Raw genomic sequence first — 15994 nt, forward strand, 5'->3', positions numbered from 1 at the left:
CGAACGCCTCCATTCCGCAAGAAAGCCCCCGGGGTCTTGACAGACGCGCGGCGGATCTGCTATAAACTGCGCCAATATCCTGACAGTCGGGAGCGATCGTTTCATGATGGAACGCACCGGGAACGCGAACGTCAATATCCGCTGGTGGTGGTGGCGCTAGAGCCGCCGCCACGGGCTTTGCATCGCAGGCCGTGGAGGTGGGATACCCCCCCTTCACGGCCTTTTTTGTACCCTGAAACATTCGGGATACACGGGGGCCGCGACAAGCGGCCCCTATTTTTTTGGAGGTGAGCCCTATGACAGTTCACACGCACACCGAAACGAAACGCGCGGAACCGATCCCCCGGAACGGACGGGAAGAGCGCCCCTTCCCGCTCGACGCCGTCCGGAGGACGCTCGGGAGTTGCATTCGCTCCGCGGCATGGAGAACGCACCTCGGATCTGTCGCTCCGGAGGATATCCGGACGCCGGAAGATTTCCGGAGACTTCCCTTCATGACGAAGGCTTCGTTCCGGAACGCCGCGCCGCTCGCCTTCTGTTGCGCGCCCGAGCGCGACATCGTCCGGATCCACAGCACCTCGGGGACGACGGGAGAACCGGTCATCGTCCCGTACACGGCCGGCGACGTCGCCGTCTTCCGGGAGATCATGGCGCGCTGTCTGCGAATGGCCGGAGTCGGCCCGGAGGATCGCGTGCAGATCACGCCCGGGTACGGGCTCTGGACGGCCGGGATCGGTTTTCAGGCCGGCGTCGAGGAGATCGGGGCGATGGCCGTCCCGCTGGGGCCGCAGCCGTTGCCCAAACAACTCGAATTCATGCGGCGGCTGCGTCCGACCGTCCTGATCGGCACCGCGTCGTTCGCGTTTCTCGTCGGAGAGGAGATGGCCCGGTCCGGAAGCCTTCCGCCGTTCCGGATCGCCATTCTCGGCGCGGAGCAGTGGGGGGAAAAGCGCCGGAGCATGATCGAGGTCCTGACTGGAGCGGAGACGTTCGACATCTACGGCATGACGGAGACGTACGGCCCCGGGATCGCGATCGACTGTCCATGCCACGAGGGGCTGCACTACTGGGACGACCTGTTCCTCTTCGAAGTCGTCGACGAGCGCGGCGTCGTCCTCCCCGACGGCGAGAGCGGCGAACTCGTCGTCACGACGCTCGTCAAGGAGGGGATGCCGCTCGTACGCTACAGGACGGGCGACCGCACGACGCTCCTCCGCAGGCGATGTTCCTGCGGATCGCCCCACCCGCTCATGGCGCGCGTCGACGGACGGACGGACGACATGATCACGTTCCGCGGCGTCAACATCTACCCCTCGGCCGTGGAGGTCATGCTCTCGAAGATACCGGGTCTGTCGTGCGAATACCGGATCACGCTCCGGACCGAGGACGGTCGCGACGTCCTCGCGCTCGAGGTCGAGGCGTCGGAAACCGGCGGGCGCTCCTCGCCGAAGATCGTGGAGCACGAATTCAAGGCGCTCTTCTCCGCGACGCCGGTTGTCGAGATCGTCCCCTACGGGACGCTCGAACGCGCGACGAAGAAGGCCAGGCGCGTCGTCGACCTCCGATGATCACGCCCTCAGGCGCTTCCATTCCCGGAGAAAGAAGACGAGCGTGACGAGCGCCGAGAGGATGTCGGCCGTCGGGAAGACGAGCCAGACGCCCGCGAGCCCCCAGATGCGCGGAAAGACGTAGAGGAAGGGCAGGAGAAGGAGCACCTGGCGCGACAGCGACAGGACGAGCGAGTATCCTCCCTTCCCGATCGCCTGGAACGCGGCGGATCCGGTGATCTGGAAGCCCGCGATCCAGTAGGCGGGCACGACGAGCCGCATCGCGGAGACGCTCCCGGCGACGAGCGCGGCGTCATCCGTGAAGAACCGGACGATGGGTTCCGGAAAGAGGAAATAGACGAGGCACGAGAGGCTCGAGACGATCGACGCGGCCTCGACCGCGAGAAGCATCACGCGGCGCGCGCGGACCATGAGCGCCGCGCCGTAGTTGAACCCGAGGACGGGCTGCATCCCCTGCGCGATCCCGAAGAGGCACATGAACGACAGGGAGAGCGACCGGTTGACGATGCCGTACACGGCAACGGACTCTTCGCCGCCGTAGGCGAGGAGGGAGTTGTTGAGAATCCCCACGATGACGCTCGCGGCGCCGAGGCGCACGAACTCCGACGACCCGACGAGAAAGATCTCCCCGACCATCTCGGGCCGCGGCGCGGCGAGCCGTCTCCGGAACCGGAGCGCACCGCGCCGCAGGAAAAAGTGCAGGAAGACCCACAGGGCGGACGCTCCCTGCCCCGCGACGGTCGCGATGGCGGCTCCCCGCATCCCCATCTTCGCCTGGAACAGCAGGGGCGGCGCGAGGAGGATGTTCACGGCCACCGACACGAGGAGCGACGCCATCGCGGTTCGCGCGTTGCCCTCGGCCCGGATGAGCGCGTTCGCGGCCATCGAGAAACAGAACAGCGGCGCGCCGAGGAAGATGACATCCAGAAACTCGACCGTCCGCGCCGTGACGACGCCCGACGCGCCGAAAAGCGCGGCGAGGTGCTCGCGCTGCGCCAGGCCGGCGGCGAGGACGACCAGTCCGAGGAAGACCGAGAGAAGCGCCACCGTGAAGAGCGCGCGGTCGGCCCGGTCCGGTTCTTCGGCCCCGAGGCTCCTCGAGACGACGGACGCCCCGCCGACGCCGATGGTCGTCGCGACGGCCCCGAGGAGGAGCTGCACGGGAAACGCCACGGAAATCGCCGCGAGCCCCGAAGGCCCGACGGCCCGACCGATGAAGACGGCGTCGATGAAATTGTAGGATGCCTGGACGAGCATCCCGAGAATCGCGGGAAGAGAAAGCCGCACCAGAAGGCGGCCGACGGGGTCGACGGCCAGCGGGCGGTTCTCCGCGCTTTGTTCCTGCACGATACGACCCCCTCGAGACGAATGGAGGGATCATATCATGAACCGCACCGTCTCACCCGAGCCGCGGCGCCGGAAGATCGAGCATCGTCCGCAGCCCCGGCCTGCAGGCGAGGAGCGGCGACATCGAATTGACGGCGATCGCGGCGGTCCCGACGCCGCCGGGGATCTCCGGACGGATCAGAAGGTCCATCGACGGCTCGCCGTCGATCCGGATCCTGTCCTCGGTCGCCGCACCCTCCATCGCGGGGTGGATCTGTTGCGGGTGGTCGAGCTCGACGAGGAGCTCCCCGCCCCGGTACCCCCGCCCGATCTGGCGGCATCCCGCCACCATTCCGGGCTCGACGACGATTCCCTTCTCCTCGCGCCAGACCGCCGAGACGATCGGGAGACGCTCCTGCTCGATCCTGTCGACCCCGAGCCCCAGGGCGTCGGAGATCATCGCGATCGACTGCTCGAATCCAACGTGTCCGGAGACGCTCCCGTCGGCGCAGCCGCGGACGAACGCCTCGGGGCACAGACCGACGCCCTGCTCCCGGAGAACGGTCGGACCGTACGGGGAGAGGTCGTTCACGCGCGTCGCCCGGATCGACCGGACCGAGCGGCACACGCCCGTCATCGCGATGACGAGAAGGTCGAGGACGAAGCCCGGATTGATTCCGGTTCCGAGAACCGCGACGCCCCGTTCGCGGGCCCTCTCGTCGAGACGCCTCGCGGCCTCCGGCGAGGAACGCCACGGATAGGCCATCTCCTCGGCCGTCGTGATGACGCTCGCCCCGGCGTCGAGGAACGACATCACGAGAGGCTCGACATCCCGCACGAGGGACGCCGTCGCGATGAATGCGACCGTCGCCCCCGACCGCGCGACCGCGTCCGGATCGGCCGTCACGCGAACGCCGGTCGTCCGGGAGATGTCGGCGTATTCCCCCGCGTCGCGGCCTTCACGCCCCTCGATCCGGTCCACTGCCGCGACCACCGGAACGCCACGCTCGAGAAGGATGGACAGAATCTTCCGCCCCATCGCCCCGAGTCCCACAACCGCCGCCGTCGTCCGTTCCACGAAACTCCTCCCCTTTCGCCGGGACGCCCGGAGATCTCATCGTCCCCGTTGCCCGGATCCGCCGTCTACCATATCATTGCGGCGAAGACTTCGCAGCGGAAAATCAGCGGGTCTTCGCCAGAGGGAGGGATGATCCGTGAGTCCTTCGGATACTACCGGAACCAGGCGAACCGAAGCGATCCTGATGACGGAGCTCCAGATCCGAAAGCGCGGCATTACGGACGAACGCATCCTCGACGCATTCCGCTCGGTCCCCCGACACCGTTTCGTTCCCGAAGAATCCGACGCGCTCGCCTACGCCGACGGACCGCTTCCGATCGGATGTCGCCAGACGATCTCGCAGCCGTACATGGTCGCCTCGATGACCGCCATCCTCGCCCCCCGGCCCGGAGAGACGATCCTCGAAATAGGCACGGGCTCGGGGTACCAGGCGGCGATTCTCGCGCATCTCGGCGCCCGGGTCGTCACCGTCGAACGGATCGCGTGTCTCCACGCACGGGCGTCCGCACTGCTCCGCGAGCTCGGGTACGACGTCGCGTGCGTGTTCGGCGACGGACGGGCCGGGCGAGCCGATCATTCGCCCTACGACGGCGTCATCGTCACCGCCGCGGCCGGGCTCGTCGAACCCGCGTGGATCGCCCAGCTTCGCGACGGCGGAAGGCTCGTCCTGCCGCTCGACGTCGGAAGCGGCCTGCAGCAGGTCGTACGGATCACGCGCCGAGGCGACAGGATCGACGAGGAGCGTCTCGAGTTCTGCCGGTTCGTTCCGATCCTTCCGGGAGTCCGGAGCGATCCGGACGAATCGGCCTTTCCGTAAGGCGACCGTTTTCGACCGAAAACCCGTTGAAAAGTCCACCGTGCTGTTGGTACAATAGCCTCGTCAAAGTGAAATATGTTCCAGAGAAATTTTTCAAGGAGGATACATGTATTCAAACGCGCTTCTCGTCAAGGTCTCCGAACTGTACTACACGCGCCGGTGCTCCCAGAAGGAGATCGCACGGCATCTCGGCGTCTCGGCGGCCACGGTGTCGCGGATCCTGCAGGAAGCCGTCGAGCAGGGCGTCGTCAGCGTCAGGATCGTGGACACGGCCCACCGTTCCCTCGAACTCGGGGATCGCCTCGCGAGGCGGTTCGGTCTCGAGCGCACCGAAATCATCGACTCGGGGCACGACCGCGACGCCTGGAAGCTCAAGAAACTCCTCGGGATGGCGGCCAAGCGCCTCATCCCCGAGTTCTGCCCCGAGGGGGGAACGATCGGCATCGGCAGCGGCGGCACGATCTTCGAGATGATCGAGTCGCTCGCCCCCGGCGACGGTGTCCGGGGGATGCGCGTGATTCCGCTCATGGGCGGATTCGCGACCCCGAACCCCGAGCGCGAGACGAACCGCCTCGTCAGTACGATGGGGACGACGCTCAATTGCACGTTTTCCTATCTCCTCGCGCCCGCGGTCGTGAGTTCCTCGTCCGTCCGCGACGTCTTCCTCGCCGAATCGCAGATCGCCCGGGCCACGGAGTTCTGGAATTCCGTGGACACCGCGATCTTTTCGATCGGTCCCGGCCTCGAGACGAGCCTGTACGTCTTCCTCTCCCCGGAGTTCCTCGACCTCGAGGAGGCCAGGGCGCTCGGCGCCGTCGGCGACGTCCTCGGCCACTTCATCGACGGCGAAGGGCGCGAGATCGACTTCGCGTTCAACCGGCGACTCATTTCGATCCCCTTCGACCGGCTGCTCCGGATTCCGCACAGGATCGGCATCGGAGGCGGCCCGTCGAAGCTCAGGAGCGTCCACGCGGCGCTCAGGGCAGGCATCGTGACCGCGCTCGTAAGCGACGCGACGACATGCGAATACATCCTTTCGAAAGAAAACACTCTCATGGAGGCGAAAAACGCATGACGGAATTCGAACGCATCTTCGGCACGCGCAAGCCCATTTTGGGAATGGTCCACTTCCCGCCGCTCCCAGGTTCCCCGCTCTACGACCCTACGACCGGGATGAAGGCGCTGCGCGACATAGCGCTGCGCGACACGGAAGTCCTCATGAAGGCGGGCTTCGACGGCGTCGTCTTCAGCAACGAGGGCGACCGTCCGTATCTTTCGACCGTCGCGCCGGTCACGGTGGCGGCGATGGCCCGGCTGATCGCCGAGGCGTCGAAGCTCCTCGACACACCCTTCGGCCTGTCGGTTCTCGCGGACCCCGAAGCGGCGATCTCCGTCGGAACGGCCGTCGAGGCGGACTTCGTGCGCATCTTCCTCTCCTGGGTCTTCGTCGGGGACTGGGGCATCGTCGATCCGTGCGCCGGGAAGCTCCTGCGCCTGAAGTCGTCGGTCCACGGGAACATGAAGATCGTCGCGAACATCTCCGGCCACACGGAACCCCTTGGCGGGCGGAAACTCGAGGACATCGCGCGCGGCGCGGTCAAGTTCGGCCTCGCGGACGCGGTCTGTCTCGCCGGGACCACCGCGGGCAGCGAAATCGCCGAGGACGACCTGAAGAGCGCGCGCACCGGGGCGGAAGGCGTCGCCGTCGTCGCCGGTACCGGAGTCCGGACGTCCAACGTCGAGCGCATGCTCGCCCTGGCCGACGGCGTGATCATGGGGACGAGCATCAAGGTCGACGGCAATACGTTCAATCCCGTGGATCCGGCCCGCGCCAGGGAGTTCATTGCGCGCGCCAGGGACGTCCGAGCCCAGTACAAATGAGCGTCCTCGAGATCCGCGGACTGACGAAGACCTTTCCGGGCGTAACGGCGCTGGAGGACGTCAGCCTGTCCGCGGAGGCGGGAGAGATTCACGGACTCGTCGGCGAAAACGGCGCGGGAAAATCCACCCTCGTCAAAATTCTCGCCGGCGTCCACCGGCCGAGCGCCGGCTCCTTCTTGATCGACGGGGTCGAGCGGAATTTCTCCTCTCCGCGCGACGCGTCGCAAACCGTCGGAGTCGTCCACCAGGAGCGCGAACTCGTGCCGCACTTCACCGGGTGGGAGAATCTCTTCCTTGGCCTCGAACCTACGTACGCCGGGTTCCTGAAAAAACGCGAGATGCGGGCGACGGCCAAAGGCTTCCTCGAAACGTACGGACAGGGGCTCGGCATCGACATGGACGCCCCCGCGCACACGCTGTCAAGCGGACAGCAGGAGATGCTCACGATCATGAAGGTTCTCTTCCGGAACCCGAAGATCATCATCTTCGACGAACCGACCGCGCCTCTGAGCATGCGGGAGTGCGAGATACTGTTCGCGCTGGTGCGCGATCTGAAACGGAAGGGCCTCGCGATCCTCTACATCTCCCACCACCTCGAAGAGGTGTTGTCGCTGTGCGACCGCATCTCCGTTCTGCGCAACGGCCGCTACGTGGAGACGGTCGACGCGGCCGCGACAAAGGAGGCCGACCTGATCCGGCTGATGATTTCGCGCGACATGGAGGAACAGTACCCCAAGGTTCCGTCTCGCCCAGGCGACATCGTCTTCGAGGCCGCGGGGTTCTCGTCGCCGCACGGGCATCTGCGGAACGTGTCGTTCGCGATCCGTTCCGGGGAGATCGTGGGCTTCGCCGGTCTCGTCGGCGCCGGACGCACGGAACTCGCGGAGGCGATCTTCTCGGGATGCTCCCGCGAAGCCGGAACCATCCGCCTCAGCGGGGAGGAATTCAGTCCGCGCAGTCCGAAGGACTCCATCCGGCAGGGAATCGTCATGATCCCGGAAAATCGCAGGGAGCACGGGCTGCTCACGCAGATGAGCGTCTACGAAAACCTGATCCTGCCGCAGCTCGAGGGGTTGTCGCGCATGGGCTTCGTCCGCGGAAAGGCGGCCGCGAGACACGTGGTGTCCGCCATCGGGCGCCTTTCGATCAGGGCGGCCTCGCACACGCAGTCCGTCGCGACGCTGAGCGGCGGAAACCAGCAGAAGGTATCGGTCGGAAAGTGGTTCGGACTTCCGGCGGCGCTCTGGATTTTCGACGAGCCGACGCAGGGCATCGACGTCGACGCGAAGAGGGAACTCTACGATATCATGGGGCATCTGGCGCAGCAGGGCGCGGCCGTCTGGTTCATCAGCTCGGATCTGCGCGAGCTGCTGGCCATCGCGGACCGGCTGTACGTGATGAAAGACCGGAAGATCGTCGGGGAGACACGTCCCCCATACGACGCGGACGCGGTTCTCGGAATGATGATGGGAGAGACAACGGCATGAGCGACGAAAACGGAAATCTCCGGAAACACGCACGTCCCGGCGGACGGGACATTCTGACGCGCTTCGGGACGATCATGGCGCTCGCCGCTATCGCGGCGTGGCTCGCGGTGACGGTTCCGGGCTTTCTCGAGGGACAGAACGTCCTCAACATCCTGCGGCAGATCGCGCTGCTCGCCATCATTTCGGAAGGGTTCACGATGTGCCTCATCGTCGGCGAACTCGATCTCGCCTTCCCGAACGTCGCGAGCCTCGCCGGGGCCATCGTCGCTGGACTGATCTTCGGCGGCATGAATCCGTTCGCCGCATCGCTCGCCGCGCTCGCGGTCGGAGTCGTCTTCGGCGTCGCGGCGGGGATCCTCGTCACGAAGGTCGGAATTCCGTCGCTGATTACGACGCTCGCGTCGGGGATCATCGCGGGCGGACTCATCTACATGTACACGAAGGGCGTCTCCTTCTACGGCAAGCTTCCCGACTCGTTCCTCGCGCTCGGACGGGGAAGCGTCGGCCCGGTCCCGTCGCTCGTGTTCATCATGTTCGTCGTCGTCGTCGCGGCGCAGGTGATGATCTCCTGTACGCGTCCGGGAAAGTACATGCAGGCGACGGGCGCGAACCCGGCCGCGGCACGCCTGGCCGGAGTCGACACGGACACGTACAAGATTCTCGCGCTCACACTCTCGGGGCTCGCCGCCGCGTTCACGGGCATCCTGCTCACGGCCCGGCTCGGATCCGCGAACCCCGAAGGCGCGGCGGGCTTCATGATGGACGGCTTCGCGTCGGCTCTTCTCGGAATGACCGTCCTGAGCATGGGGCGGGCGAATCCGTTCGGGACGTTCATCGGTTCGCTCATGATCGGAATCATCAACAACGGCATGACGCTCGCGGGGTCGCCCTACTATATGCAGGACATCACGAAGGGCGTCATCATCATTCTGTCCGTGGCGCTGACGTCCTGGCAGGCGAAGCGCTCGGCGCGCTAGAGCAAAGCGGCTTTTCGCGCCGCGACGAGGCGGCGCATTCAGACGCATCACTCAAAGGGAGGGGTTGTACGGTGAAACGGTTTGCGGCAGTGGCGGCGGCCGCGGCGCTTCTGTGCGGCGCCGCGGGAATGGCGGCGGCGAAGGAGATCAAGGTGGGGTTCATCGCGACGAATTTCTCTGCGGAGTCCCAGGCCCGGGTGGCGAACGCCTTCGAGAAGGTCGCGAAGGACAAGAAGTGGGACGTCAAGATGCTCAACTCCCAGGGCTCCATCGAAACGCAGTCGAACCAGCTCGAGAACCTGTTCCAGATGAAGGTCGACGCGGTCGTCCTCGCGATGGCGCACCCGCAGGAGATACGACCCGCGCTCGACAAGCTCCTCGGCGCGAAGATCCCGGTCATCACGATCGACTCGGGCTACGTCGACGGCGTCGTGTGCGACATCACGGCGGACAACTTCGCGATGGGCGCGAAGGCGTCCACCTACCTCATGGATTCGCTCGGCGGCAAGGGCAACATCATCGTCATCAAGTTCGAGAAGCACTACGGGACGCGCCGTCGCGGCAAGGTCTTCGACGCGATTCTCACGGAATACCCGAATATCAAGGTTCTCGCTGAGTACAGCGTCGTCGCCTCGAAGCGATTCATGGACGACACGCGCTCGGCGATGGAGACCTACGCGACGCGCTTCGGCGATCAGATCAACGGCGTCTGGTGCGCGTTCGACCAGCTCGGCTACGCGGCCGCCGACGTTCTCGCGGAACACAAGATGAAGAACGTCGCCGTCGTCGGCGTCGACGGCAACCAGGAAACCTTCCGGCGGATCGGGACCGGCAACATGGCCGCGACCGTCTCGCAGCCCTTTGAAGACATGGCCGCGAAGGCGGCGTCGATCGTCGACGCGATGGCCGTAAACGGCAAGACCGCCGACGAAGCGACCGGCGGCCGGAAGATCATCTACATGGACGCACCGCTCATCGACAAGAGCAATCTTCCGAAGTAGTATGCTATCCTGAGGGGCCGGGCCGGTCGGTCCGGCCCCTTTCTTTTGTGAAAGGAGCGAAAGCGGACATGGCACTCCACCTCGGAATCGACATGGGCACCTCGTCGCTGAAGGCCGCGGTCATCGACGACGAGGGGCGTCTTTGCGCCCGGAGCCGGATCCCGGCACGCGTCGTCCGGCCGAAGGACGACTGGTACGAGGTCGCCCCGACCGAAACCTGGCGAAACGGTGTCGTCGCCCTCTGCCGCGATCTCGAGACGCGCATTCCGCTCTCCGAAGTGAGCTCCCTCTGCGTGAGTTCTCTCTGCGGAACGTTCGTCCCCGTCGATGCGGAGTTCCGTCCCGTCTACAACGCGATTCTCTACGGAATCGACCGTCGCTCGACCGAACAGGTCGCCCGGCTCAACCGCCATTTCGGGACGAAACGCCTCGCGGAAGTTCTCGGCGGTCCCTTCACGACGCATTCGGTCATCCCCAAGATCCTGTGGCTCAAGGAAGAGTGTCCCGACATCTACGCGCGAACCCGGTACTTCCTGGAGAGCAACAACTTTGCGACCGCATGGCTCACGGGGATCGCCCGCTGGGACTACCCGAGCGCGGCCGGGACGGGGCTCGTGGATCTGCGCACATGCGCTCGCCCCGACACGATCCTCGCGGAAGCCGGTCTCGATCCGGAACGTCTTCCTCCGCTCGCGTGGCCGCTCGATCGTCTCGGGAGCGTGACGCGGGAGGCCGCCGACGCCACGGGGCTCCGGGAAGGAACCGTCGTCATGACGGGCGGGTGCGACATCAACGCCGAAGTCATGGCCTCATGGGGGTTTCGTCCGGGCCGGATGACCGTCTCGTTCGGCTCCACGCTCGCGCTTCTGCTCACGACCGACACGCCCGTCCGCGTTCCGGGCTTCGTCGCCGGAATGTCGCTCGTTCCCGGGACCTGGCGCGTCGGAGCGGCGACGTCGTCGGGCGCGAAGTTCCTCGAATGGGTCGGACGGCTCACGGGCGTCGCGCAGCCAGAGGCCCGGACCAGGCCGACCGGAATCGTCATGCTCCCCTACCTCGAGGGTGCGAGGACGCCCTTCCACGCCCCGGGGGCGACCTGCACCGTCACGGGGCTGACAGGGACAAGCGAGCCCTGGGACATCGCGTGGGCGGCCCGCGAGGCGCTCGGATACGAGCTCTCGATGCTTCTCGAAGCGATCTCCCGGAAGACGCCGACGCCGGACACGCTCGAGGCCGGTGGAGGGCTGGCGCACGTCCCGGAGTTCATGCGCCTCGTCGCCGACATCACGGGAAGGCGCCTCCGACTGCACCCCGACACCGACGCCTCGTTCGGCGACGCTCTCGTCGCGCTGAGCGCCGACGTCCCGCTCGACCGGATGGACGCCCTCCCGGGAATCGCGGAGCATCTCGGAAAGCTGGACACCGTCGACCCCGATCCGGATCGGCATGAAGCCTACGCGCCGCACCGGAGTCGCTTCGTCGGAATGTGCCGGACGATGTTTCCCGGATACGGAATATAAATAAGGAGTGATCCGCCATGAATCCCACAAAGGTCGACCGCGCACGCGTCGCGCAGCTGACGGACCTGCCGAACATCGGCCCCTCGATGGCCGAAGACCTGCGCCTGATCGGAATCCGCGATCCAGCGCAGCTCAGGGGCCGAGATCCCCGGGAGCTGTACGACGCCCTCTGCGAGAAGACGCGGACGCGTCAGGATCCCTGCGTCCTGGATACGTTCATTTCGATCGTCCGCTTCATGGACGGCGAACCTCCCCGCCCGTGGTGGACATTCACGGAGGAACGGAAGCGACTCTACCGGAGAGGGAGGGGAAACGACTGATCCCCGTTCCGTCCCTCCGGTAGCCGTCTTCAATCAGATGTTCCGGATCGCCTCGCGAAGGGAGCCGATGAACGCCTTCGCCTTATCCGAGATGCACGCCACGTCGGTACCGCACGGTTCGAGCAGCGAGATCAGCGCGCTTCCGACGACGACCCCGTCGGCCGCGCGTGCGGCGGCCCTCGCCCTTTCCGGACCGTTCACGCCGAACCCCAGGGCGAGCGGCAGAGACGTAGCCGCCCGAACGCGGTCCGTGTATTCCTCAAGCGACGCTCCCTGCCCTTCGCTCTCCCCCGTAACGCCAAGCCGCGAGACGCAATAGACGAAGCCCGAGGCCCGCTCCGCGATGGCCTTCAGGCGAAGCGGCGTCGTGTTCGGGGTCACCATGAGGACGAGGTCGATCCCCCGGTCCCGGAGCAGGGAGGCAAGTTCATCCGATTGATGGAACGGAAGGTCGGGAACGATGACTCCTGCGACGCCGGCGCATTCCGCATCGGCCGCGAACCGCCCTGGGCCGTAGGAGATGATCGGATTCATGTACCCCATGAGGACTCTCGGTGCTGAGATCCGGTCTCTGAGACCGGCGAGCATTTCGAGAATTTTCTTCAGCGTGGCTCCTCCAGCGAGGGCGCGTTGTCCGGCTCGCTGGATGACGGGGCCGTCGGCGAGAGGGTCCGAAAACGGAATCCCGACCTCGAGGATATCCGCCCCCTCTCTGTCCAGCAGCTGAAGGAGCTCAGCGGTCGTCGCAAGGTCCGGATCCCCCGCCGAAACGTACGGTATCAACGCTTTCGTATGCGCGAACGCCTGTGCAAGAGTCTTCATCGTCAGCTCTCCTTTTTCCCTTTCGCAAGGGCCAGGATCGTATCCATGTCCTTGTCGCCCCGGCCCGAGAGATTCACGAGGACGATATTCTCCTTCGGAAGCGCCCCTGCCGTGCGGTAGACGTGCGCGAGCGCGTGGGAGCTCTCGAGCGCCGGAATGATGCCTTCGAGGCGGCACGTGCGCATGAATGCGTCGACGGCCTCGTCGTCGGTGGCGGATACGTAGGCGGCCCGTCCCGTATCGGAGAGCATGCTGTGTTCCGGTCCGACGCCGGGATAGTCCAGTCCGGCCGATATCGAGTGCGCGGGCAGGATCTGCCCGTCGTCGTCGCACAGGACGTAGGAGTACGATCCGTGGAGGACACCCGGACGGCCCGCCGAGATGGTCGCTGCGTGGAGGCCGGTTTCGATCCCCCTTCCGGCGGCCTCGACGCCCGTGAGGGCGACCCCTGCGTCGTCGAGAAACGCGTGGAAGATCCCCATCGCGTTGCTCCCCCCACCCACGCAGGCGACCACCTGATCCGGAAGACGCCCCTCCCTTTCGAGAATCTGCGCCCGGGCCTCGACGCCGATGATCCGCTGAAAGTTGCGTACCATGAGCGGATACGGGTGCGGCCCCATTACGGAACCGATGACGTAGAAGGATGTCCCGACATTCGTGACCCAGTCGCGGATGGCTTCGTTGACGGCGTCCTTGAGGGTTCGCGTGCCGGACGTGACGGAGATGACCTCCGCCCCGAGGAGCGCCATTCGCGCGACGTTCGGCGCCTGCCGGCGAACGTCCTCCTCGCCCATGTACACCACGCACTCCAGCCCGAAGAGCGCGGCGGCGGTCGCGGTCGCGACGCCGTGCATCCCGGCGCCGGTCTCGGCGATGATGCGCCGCTTGCCCATGCGCCTCGCGAGGAGCGCCTGGCCGAGCGCGTTGTTGATCTTGTGCGCGCCCGTGTGGTTCAGGTCTTCGCGCTTGAGGTAGACCTTCGCCCCTCCGAGCGCTTCCGTGATGCGGGACGCGAAATAGAGGGGGGACGGACGGCCGACGTAGTGCCTGAGCAGCGGCAGAATCTCCGCGTCGAACGACGGATCCGTCATGCTTTCGAGGTATGCCTCCTCGAGCTCTTCGAGCGCCGGGATCAGCGTCTCGGGAACGAACTGCCCCCCGAAGGGTCCGAAATACATCGATGTCTTCATGAACGTTCTCTCCTTTCCGAATGTGTCCGGCGCGTCACGCCGCGCGTACGGAGATTTTCCTGAACGAGCGGATCATCGCGGCCGGGTCACCGGCGCGCATGAGCGCCTCGCCGACGAGAATGGCATCCGCTCCGGTCCCTGCGAGGAAGGCCGCGTCGCGGTCGTTCCGAACGCCGCTTTCGGAGACGACGATGCGAGATTCCCGTCCCTCGCGCCGTTCGAGGACCGCCATGAGACGTTCCGTGGTCCGGAGATCCACCGTGAAGTCGTCCAGGTTGCGATTGTTGATGCCGACGATCGTCGCGTCCGTGTCGAGGACATCGAGAAGTTCTCCTTCCGTATGGACTTCGACGATGGCCTCCATTCCCAGCGAGTGCGTCAGAGCCAGAAGCTCCTCGACGCGAGTCTTCCCGAGCGCGGCGACGATGAGCAGAATCGCGTCCGCGCCGAGGAAGAGGCTCTCGTAGACCTGAAGTTCCGAAACGATGAAATCCTTCCGGAGAAGCGGAAGCTTCGTCAGCGTCCTGAGGGAGCGCAAGTCGTTCGCGCTTCCCCCGAAGAACGAGGCGTCCGTGAGAACCGACACCGCGTCCGCGCCTCCACGCTCATAGAACGACAATTGCTCCGGCGGATCCACCGCCCCGTTGATGACGCCCCTGCTCGGAGACGCCCGCTTGATCTCGCCGATGACGGAAAGTCCATCGCGCTTCAGTGCCGAAGACATTCGTCCGCCCGGTTTCACGAGCTCCGCAGCTTCTTCGAACTTCTTCTTCAGAATCCGCTCGAGTATCATGACGTTCTCCCTTCGTGCGACATAAAAACAGCGAGAGGGGAGAAAGACCTTCCGGCCTTTCCCCCCTCTCGCTTCGGGTACGAAAACGGCCGTGGAAGGAGATCCCCTGTGGGACCTGCCTCCACGGCCGTAAAGTGCGCGCTTGTCTATCGGTTCGCGGGCTTTATGGTCACAGGCGGCAGGCTATCTGGCCCGCCACCACCAGTTCTGACTGAGGAGTTTCCGGATCATGAACGATTCCTCCCAAGATTGATTACGGGGGAAGATACCACGGACGAACGTGATCTGTCAACAGGTGAAGGCGCGATTGTGCGGCCGGACTGATTCTACAGGCCGACGGCGACCGACCCGGCGACGATGAGCGCGATGCCCGTCCACTGCGCGGCCGTCGACTGCTCGCGCATGACGAAAATCCCGAAGAGCGCCGTGAGAAGCGGGCTCGTTCCAGTGATCGGCGTCACGATGGAGAGCGGAATCAGCGTGACCGCCTTCGTGAACGTGAAGACGCCGACCCCGAGTCCGAACGCGCCAGCCCCGACGATCGCCAGAGCGGCGCGGGGAGAGACGCGCGCGATCCGGCCCCGGTCCGCGCGCGCCGTGCCGATCCCCCAGTGGATCCACGTGCATCCGACGAGGAAGACCGACCTCCAGAACGCGATCGTGATTCCCGGAATGCCCTGGAGAAGGAGGTATTTCGTGAGCGGCACCGTGAAGCCCCAAGCGAGCGCGGCCCCGAGCGCGCAGAGAAAGCCCCTCGCGGCCATGGCCGGCCTGTCGCCCCCTGCGACCTCGAAACGCAGGAGAACGACCCCGAGGATGACGAGGACCGTTCCGAGGATGATGTTCCACGTGACGCTCTCACCGAAGAAAAACGCCGAGACGGCCGTGACGATGAGCGGATACGAACTCGTGATCGGGACGGCGCGGCTGACGCCGAGATGCCGGATCGCGGCGAAGTAGAGGATATCGCCGACGATATTGCCGAAGACCGTGTTCGCGAGGATCACGAGGAAAAAGACGGACGGGGCGCTCCAGACGAGGAACGCCGGGTCCGTCGCGAGAGTGATCGTGAGCAGGACGCCGAAAGAGCCGATCGACCGGATCGCGTTCACCTCGAGAAACGAAAGGCCATCCATCCCGCGTTTCAGGAGGATCGGCGACGCGGCCCAGCAACAGGCCGTCAGGGCGCTCATGAGTATTCCCAGAACGTACAT

At 65.6% G+C, this 15994-nt stretch carries 15 protein-coding genes; 9 read left to right on the forward strand and 6 right to left on the reverse strand.

Translation table 11 applies throughout. The annotated features are described in order from the left end of the window. Positions 1-296 precede the first annotated feature (296 nt). Positions 297-1568: a phenylacetate--CoA ligase family protein gene (locus tag ACZ5IU_RS04575; protein WP_464420977.1), complete on the forward strand. Its 1272-nt coding sequence runs from the start codon at positions 297-299 to the stop codon at positions 1566-1568. Here the strand turns inward: ACZ5IU_RS04575 and ACZ5IU_RS04580 are convergent, their stop codons facing one another. Together ACZ5IU_RS04580 and ord are read right to left on the reverse strand one after the other, a co-directional pair. Then, positions 1569-2915 carry an MATE family efflux transporter gene (locus ACZ5IU_RS04580; protein WP_464420979.1) on the reverse strand — a complete coding sequence of 449 codons (1347 nt, stop codon included), beginning with the start codon at positions 2913-2915 and terminating at the stop codon, positions 1569-1571. 52 nt (positions 2916-2967) lie between these two features. Beyond that, positions 2968-3972 (reverse strand): 2,4-diaminopentanoate dehydrogenase, encoded by a 1005-nt coding sequence (ord, locus tag ACZ5IU_RS04585; protein ID WP_464420981.1) that lies wholly within the window; start codon positions 3970-3972, stop codon positions 2968-2970. Between the two features lie 136 nt (positions 3973-4108). Here ord and ACZ5IU_RS04590 point away from each other — a divergent pair, with 136 nt between their 5' ends. From ACZ5IU_RS04590 to ACZ5IU_RS04625, 8 genes are all read left to right on the forward strand, one after another. Then, entirely contained in the window at positions 4109-4789 is a 681-nt protein-coding gene (locus ACZ5IU_RS04590; protein ID WP_464420983.1) for a protein-L-isoaspartate(D-aspartate) O-methyltransferase, read from the forward strand. Between the two features lie 106 nt (positions 4790-4895). Further along, positions 4896-5864, forward strand: coding sequence for a sugar-binding transcriptional regulator (locus ACZ5IU_RS04595; protein ID WP_464420985.1), 969 nt, complete (start codon positions 4896-4898; stop codon positions 5862-5864). Continuing rightward, a complete protein-coding gene (locus tag ACZ5IU_RS04600) occupies positions 5861-6670 on the forward strand; it encodes a BtpA/SgcQ family protein (protein ID WP_464420987.1) in 810 nt (269 codons plus the stop codon). The genes ACZ5IU_RS04595 and ACZ5IU_RS04600 overlap by 4 nt, the downstream gene beginning before the upstream one ends. Next, positions 6667-8157, forward strand: coding sequence for a sugar ABC transporter ATP-binding protein (locus ACZ5IU_RS04605; RefSeq protein ID WP_464420989.1), 1491 nt, complete (start codon positions 6667-6669; stop codon positions 8155-8157). The genes ACZ5IU_RS04600 and ACZ5IU_RS04605 overlap by 4 nt, the downstream gene beginning before the upstream one ends. Further along, positions 8154-9134, forward strand: coding sequence for an ABC transporter permease (locus ACZ5IU_RS04610; protein WP_464420991.1), 981 nt, complete (start codon positions 8154-8156; stop codon positions 9132-9134). Before ACZ5IU_RS04605 ends, ACZ5IU_RS04610 begins: the two co-directional genes overlap by 4 nt. Before the next feature lie 71 nt (positions 9135-9205). Further along, positions 9206-10135 carry a sugar ABC transporter substrate-binding protein gene (locus tag ACZ5IU_RS04615; protein WP_464420993.1) on the forward strand — a complete coding sequence of 310 codons (930 nt, stop codon included), beginning with the start codon at positions 9206-9208 and terminating at the stop codon, positions 10133-10135. A gap of 68 nt (positions 10136-10203) precedes the next feature. After that, positions 10204-11655, forward strand: a complete 1452-nt coding sequence (locus tag ACZ5IU_RS04620; RefSeq protein ID WP_464420995.1) for a xylulokinase — start codon at positions 10204-10206, stop codon at positions 11653-11655. Between the two features lie 17 nt (positions 11656-11672). After that, complete coding sequence (locus ACZ5IU_RS04625) at positions 11673-11975, forward strand: helix-hairpin-helix domain-containing protein (RefSeq protein ID WP_464420997.1); 303 nt, start codon at positions 11673-11675, stop codon at positions 11973-11975. 33 nt (positions 11976-12008) lie between these two features. Here ACZ5IU_RS04625 and trpA read toward each other — a convergent pair whose 3' ends face one another. The 4 genes from trpA to ACZ5IU_RS04645 form a co-directional block, all read right to left on the reverse strand. Further along, a complete protein-coding gene (trpA, locus tag ACZ5IU_RS04630) occupies positions 12009-12797 on the reverse strand; it encodes a tryptophan synthase subunit alpha (RefSeq protein WP_464420999.1) in 789 nt (262 codons plus the stop codon). Positions 12798-12799: 2 nt separating this feature from the next. Further along, complete coding sequence (gene trpB, locus ACZ5IU_RS04635) at positions 12800-13987, reverse strand: tryptophan synthase subunit beta (protein ID WP_464421001.1); 1188 nt, start codon at positions 13985-13987, stop codon at positions 12800-12802. 34 nt (positions 13988-14021) lie between these two features. After that, positions 14022-14780, reverse strand: a complete 759-nt coding sequence (gene trpC / locus ACZ5IU_RS04640) for an indole-3-glycerol phosphate synthase TrpC (RefSeq protein WP_464421003.1) — start codon at positions 14778-14780, stop codon at positions 14022-14024. Between the two features lie 326 nt (positions 14781-15106). After that, positions 15107-15994 (reverse strand): DMT family transporter, encoded by an 888-nt coding sequence (locus ACZ5IU_RS04645; protein ID WP_464421005.1) that lies wholly within the window; start codon positions 15992-15994, stop codon positions 15107-15109.

The organism is Lactivibrio alcoholicus (genome assembly GCF_055390895.1).

Bases quoted from the DNA above. Each gene is read 5' to 3' on its own strand.
- ACZ5IU_RS04575 (WP_464420977.1), top strand. From the start codon at position 297: ATGACAGTTCACACGCACACCGAAACGAAACGCGCGGAACCGATCCCC.
- ACZ5IU_RS04595 (WP_464420985.1), top strand. From the start codon at position 4,896: ATGTATTCAAACGCGCTTCTCGTCAAGGTCTCCGAACTGTACTACACG.
- ACZ5IU_RS04600 (WP_464420987.1), top strand. From the start codon at position 5,861: ATGACGGAATTCGAACGCATCTTCGGCACGCGCAAGCCCATTTTGGGA.
- ACZ5IU_RS04605 (WP_464420989.1), top strand. From the start codon at position 6,667: ATGAGCGTCCTCGAGATCCGCGGACTGACGAAGACCTTTCCGGGCGTA.
- ACZ5IU_RS04610 (WP_464420991.1), top strand. From the start codon at position 8,154: ATGAGCGACGAAAACGGAAATCTCCGGAAACACGCACGTCCCGGCGGA.
- ACZ5IU_RS04620 (WP_464420995.1), top strand. From the start codon at position 10,204: ATGGCACTCCACCTCGGAATCGACATGGGCACCTCGTCGCTGAAGGCC.
- ACZ5IU_RS04625 (WP_464420997.1), top strand. From the start codon at position 11,673: ATGAATCCCACAAAGGTCGACCGCGCACGCGTCGCGCAGCTGACGGAC.
- trpA (WP_464420999.1), bottom strand. From the start codon at position 12,797: ATGAAGACTCTTGCACAGGCGTTCGCGCATACGAAAGCGTTGATACCG.
- trpB (WP_464421001.1), bottom strand. From the start codon at position 13,987: ATGAAGACATCGATGTATTTCGGACCCTTCGGGGGGCAGTTCGTTCCC.
- trpC (WP_464421003.1), bottom strand. From the start codon at position 14,780: ATGATACTCGAGCGGATTCTGAAGAAGAAGTTCGAAGAAGCTGCGGAG.
- ACZ5IU_RS04645 (WP_464421005.1), bottom strand. From the start codon at position 15,994: ATGTACGTTCTGGGAATACTCATGAGCGCCCTGACGGCCTGTTGCTGG.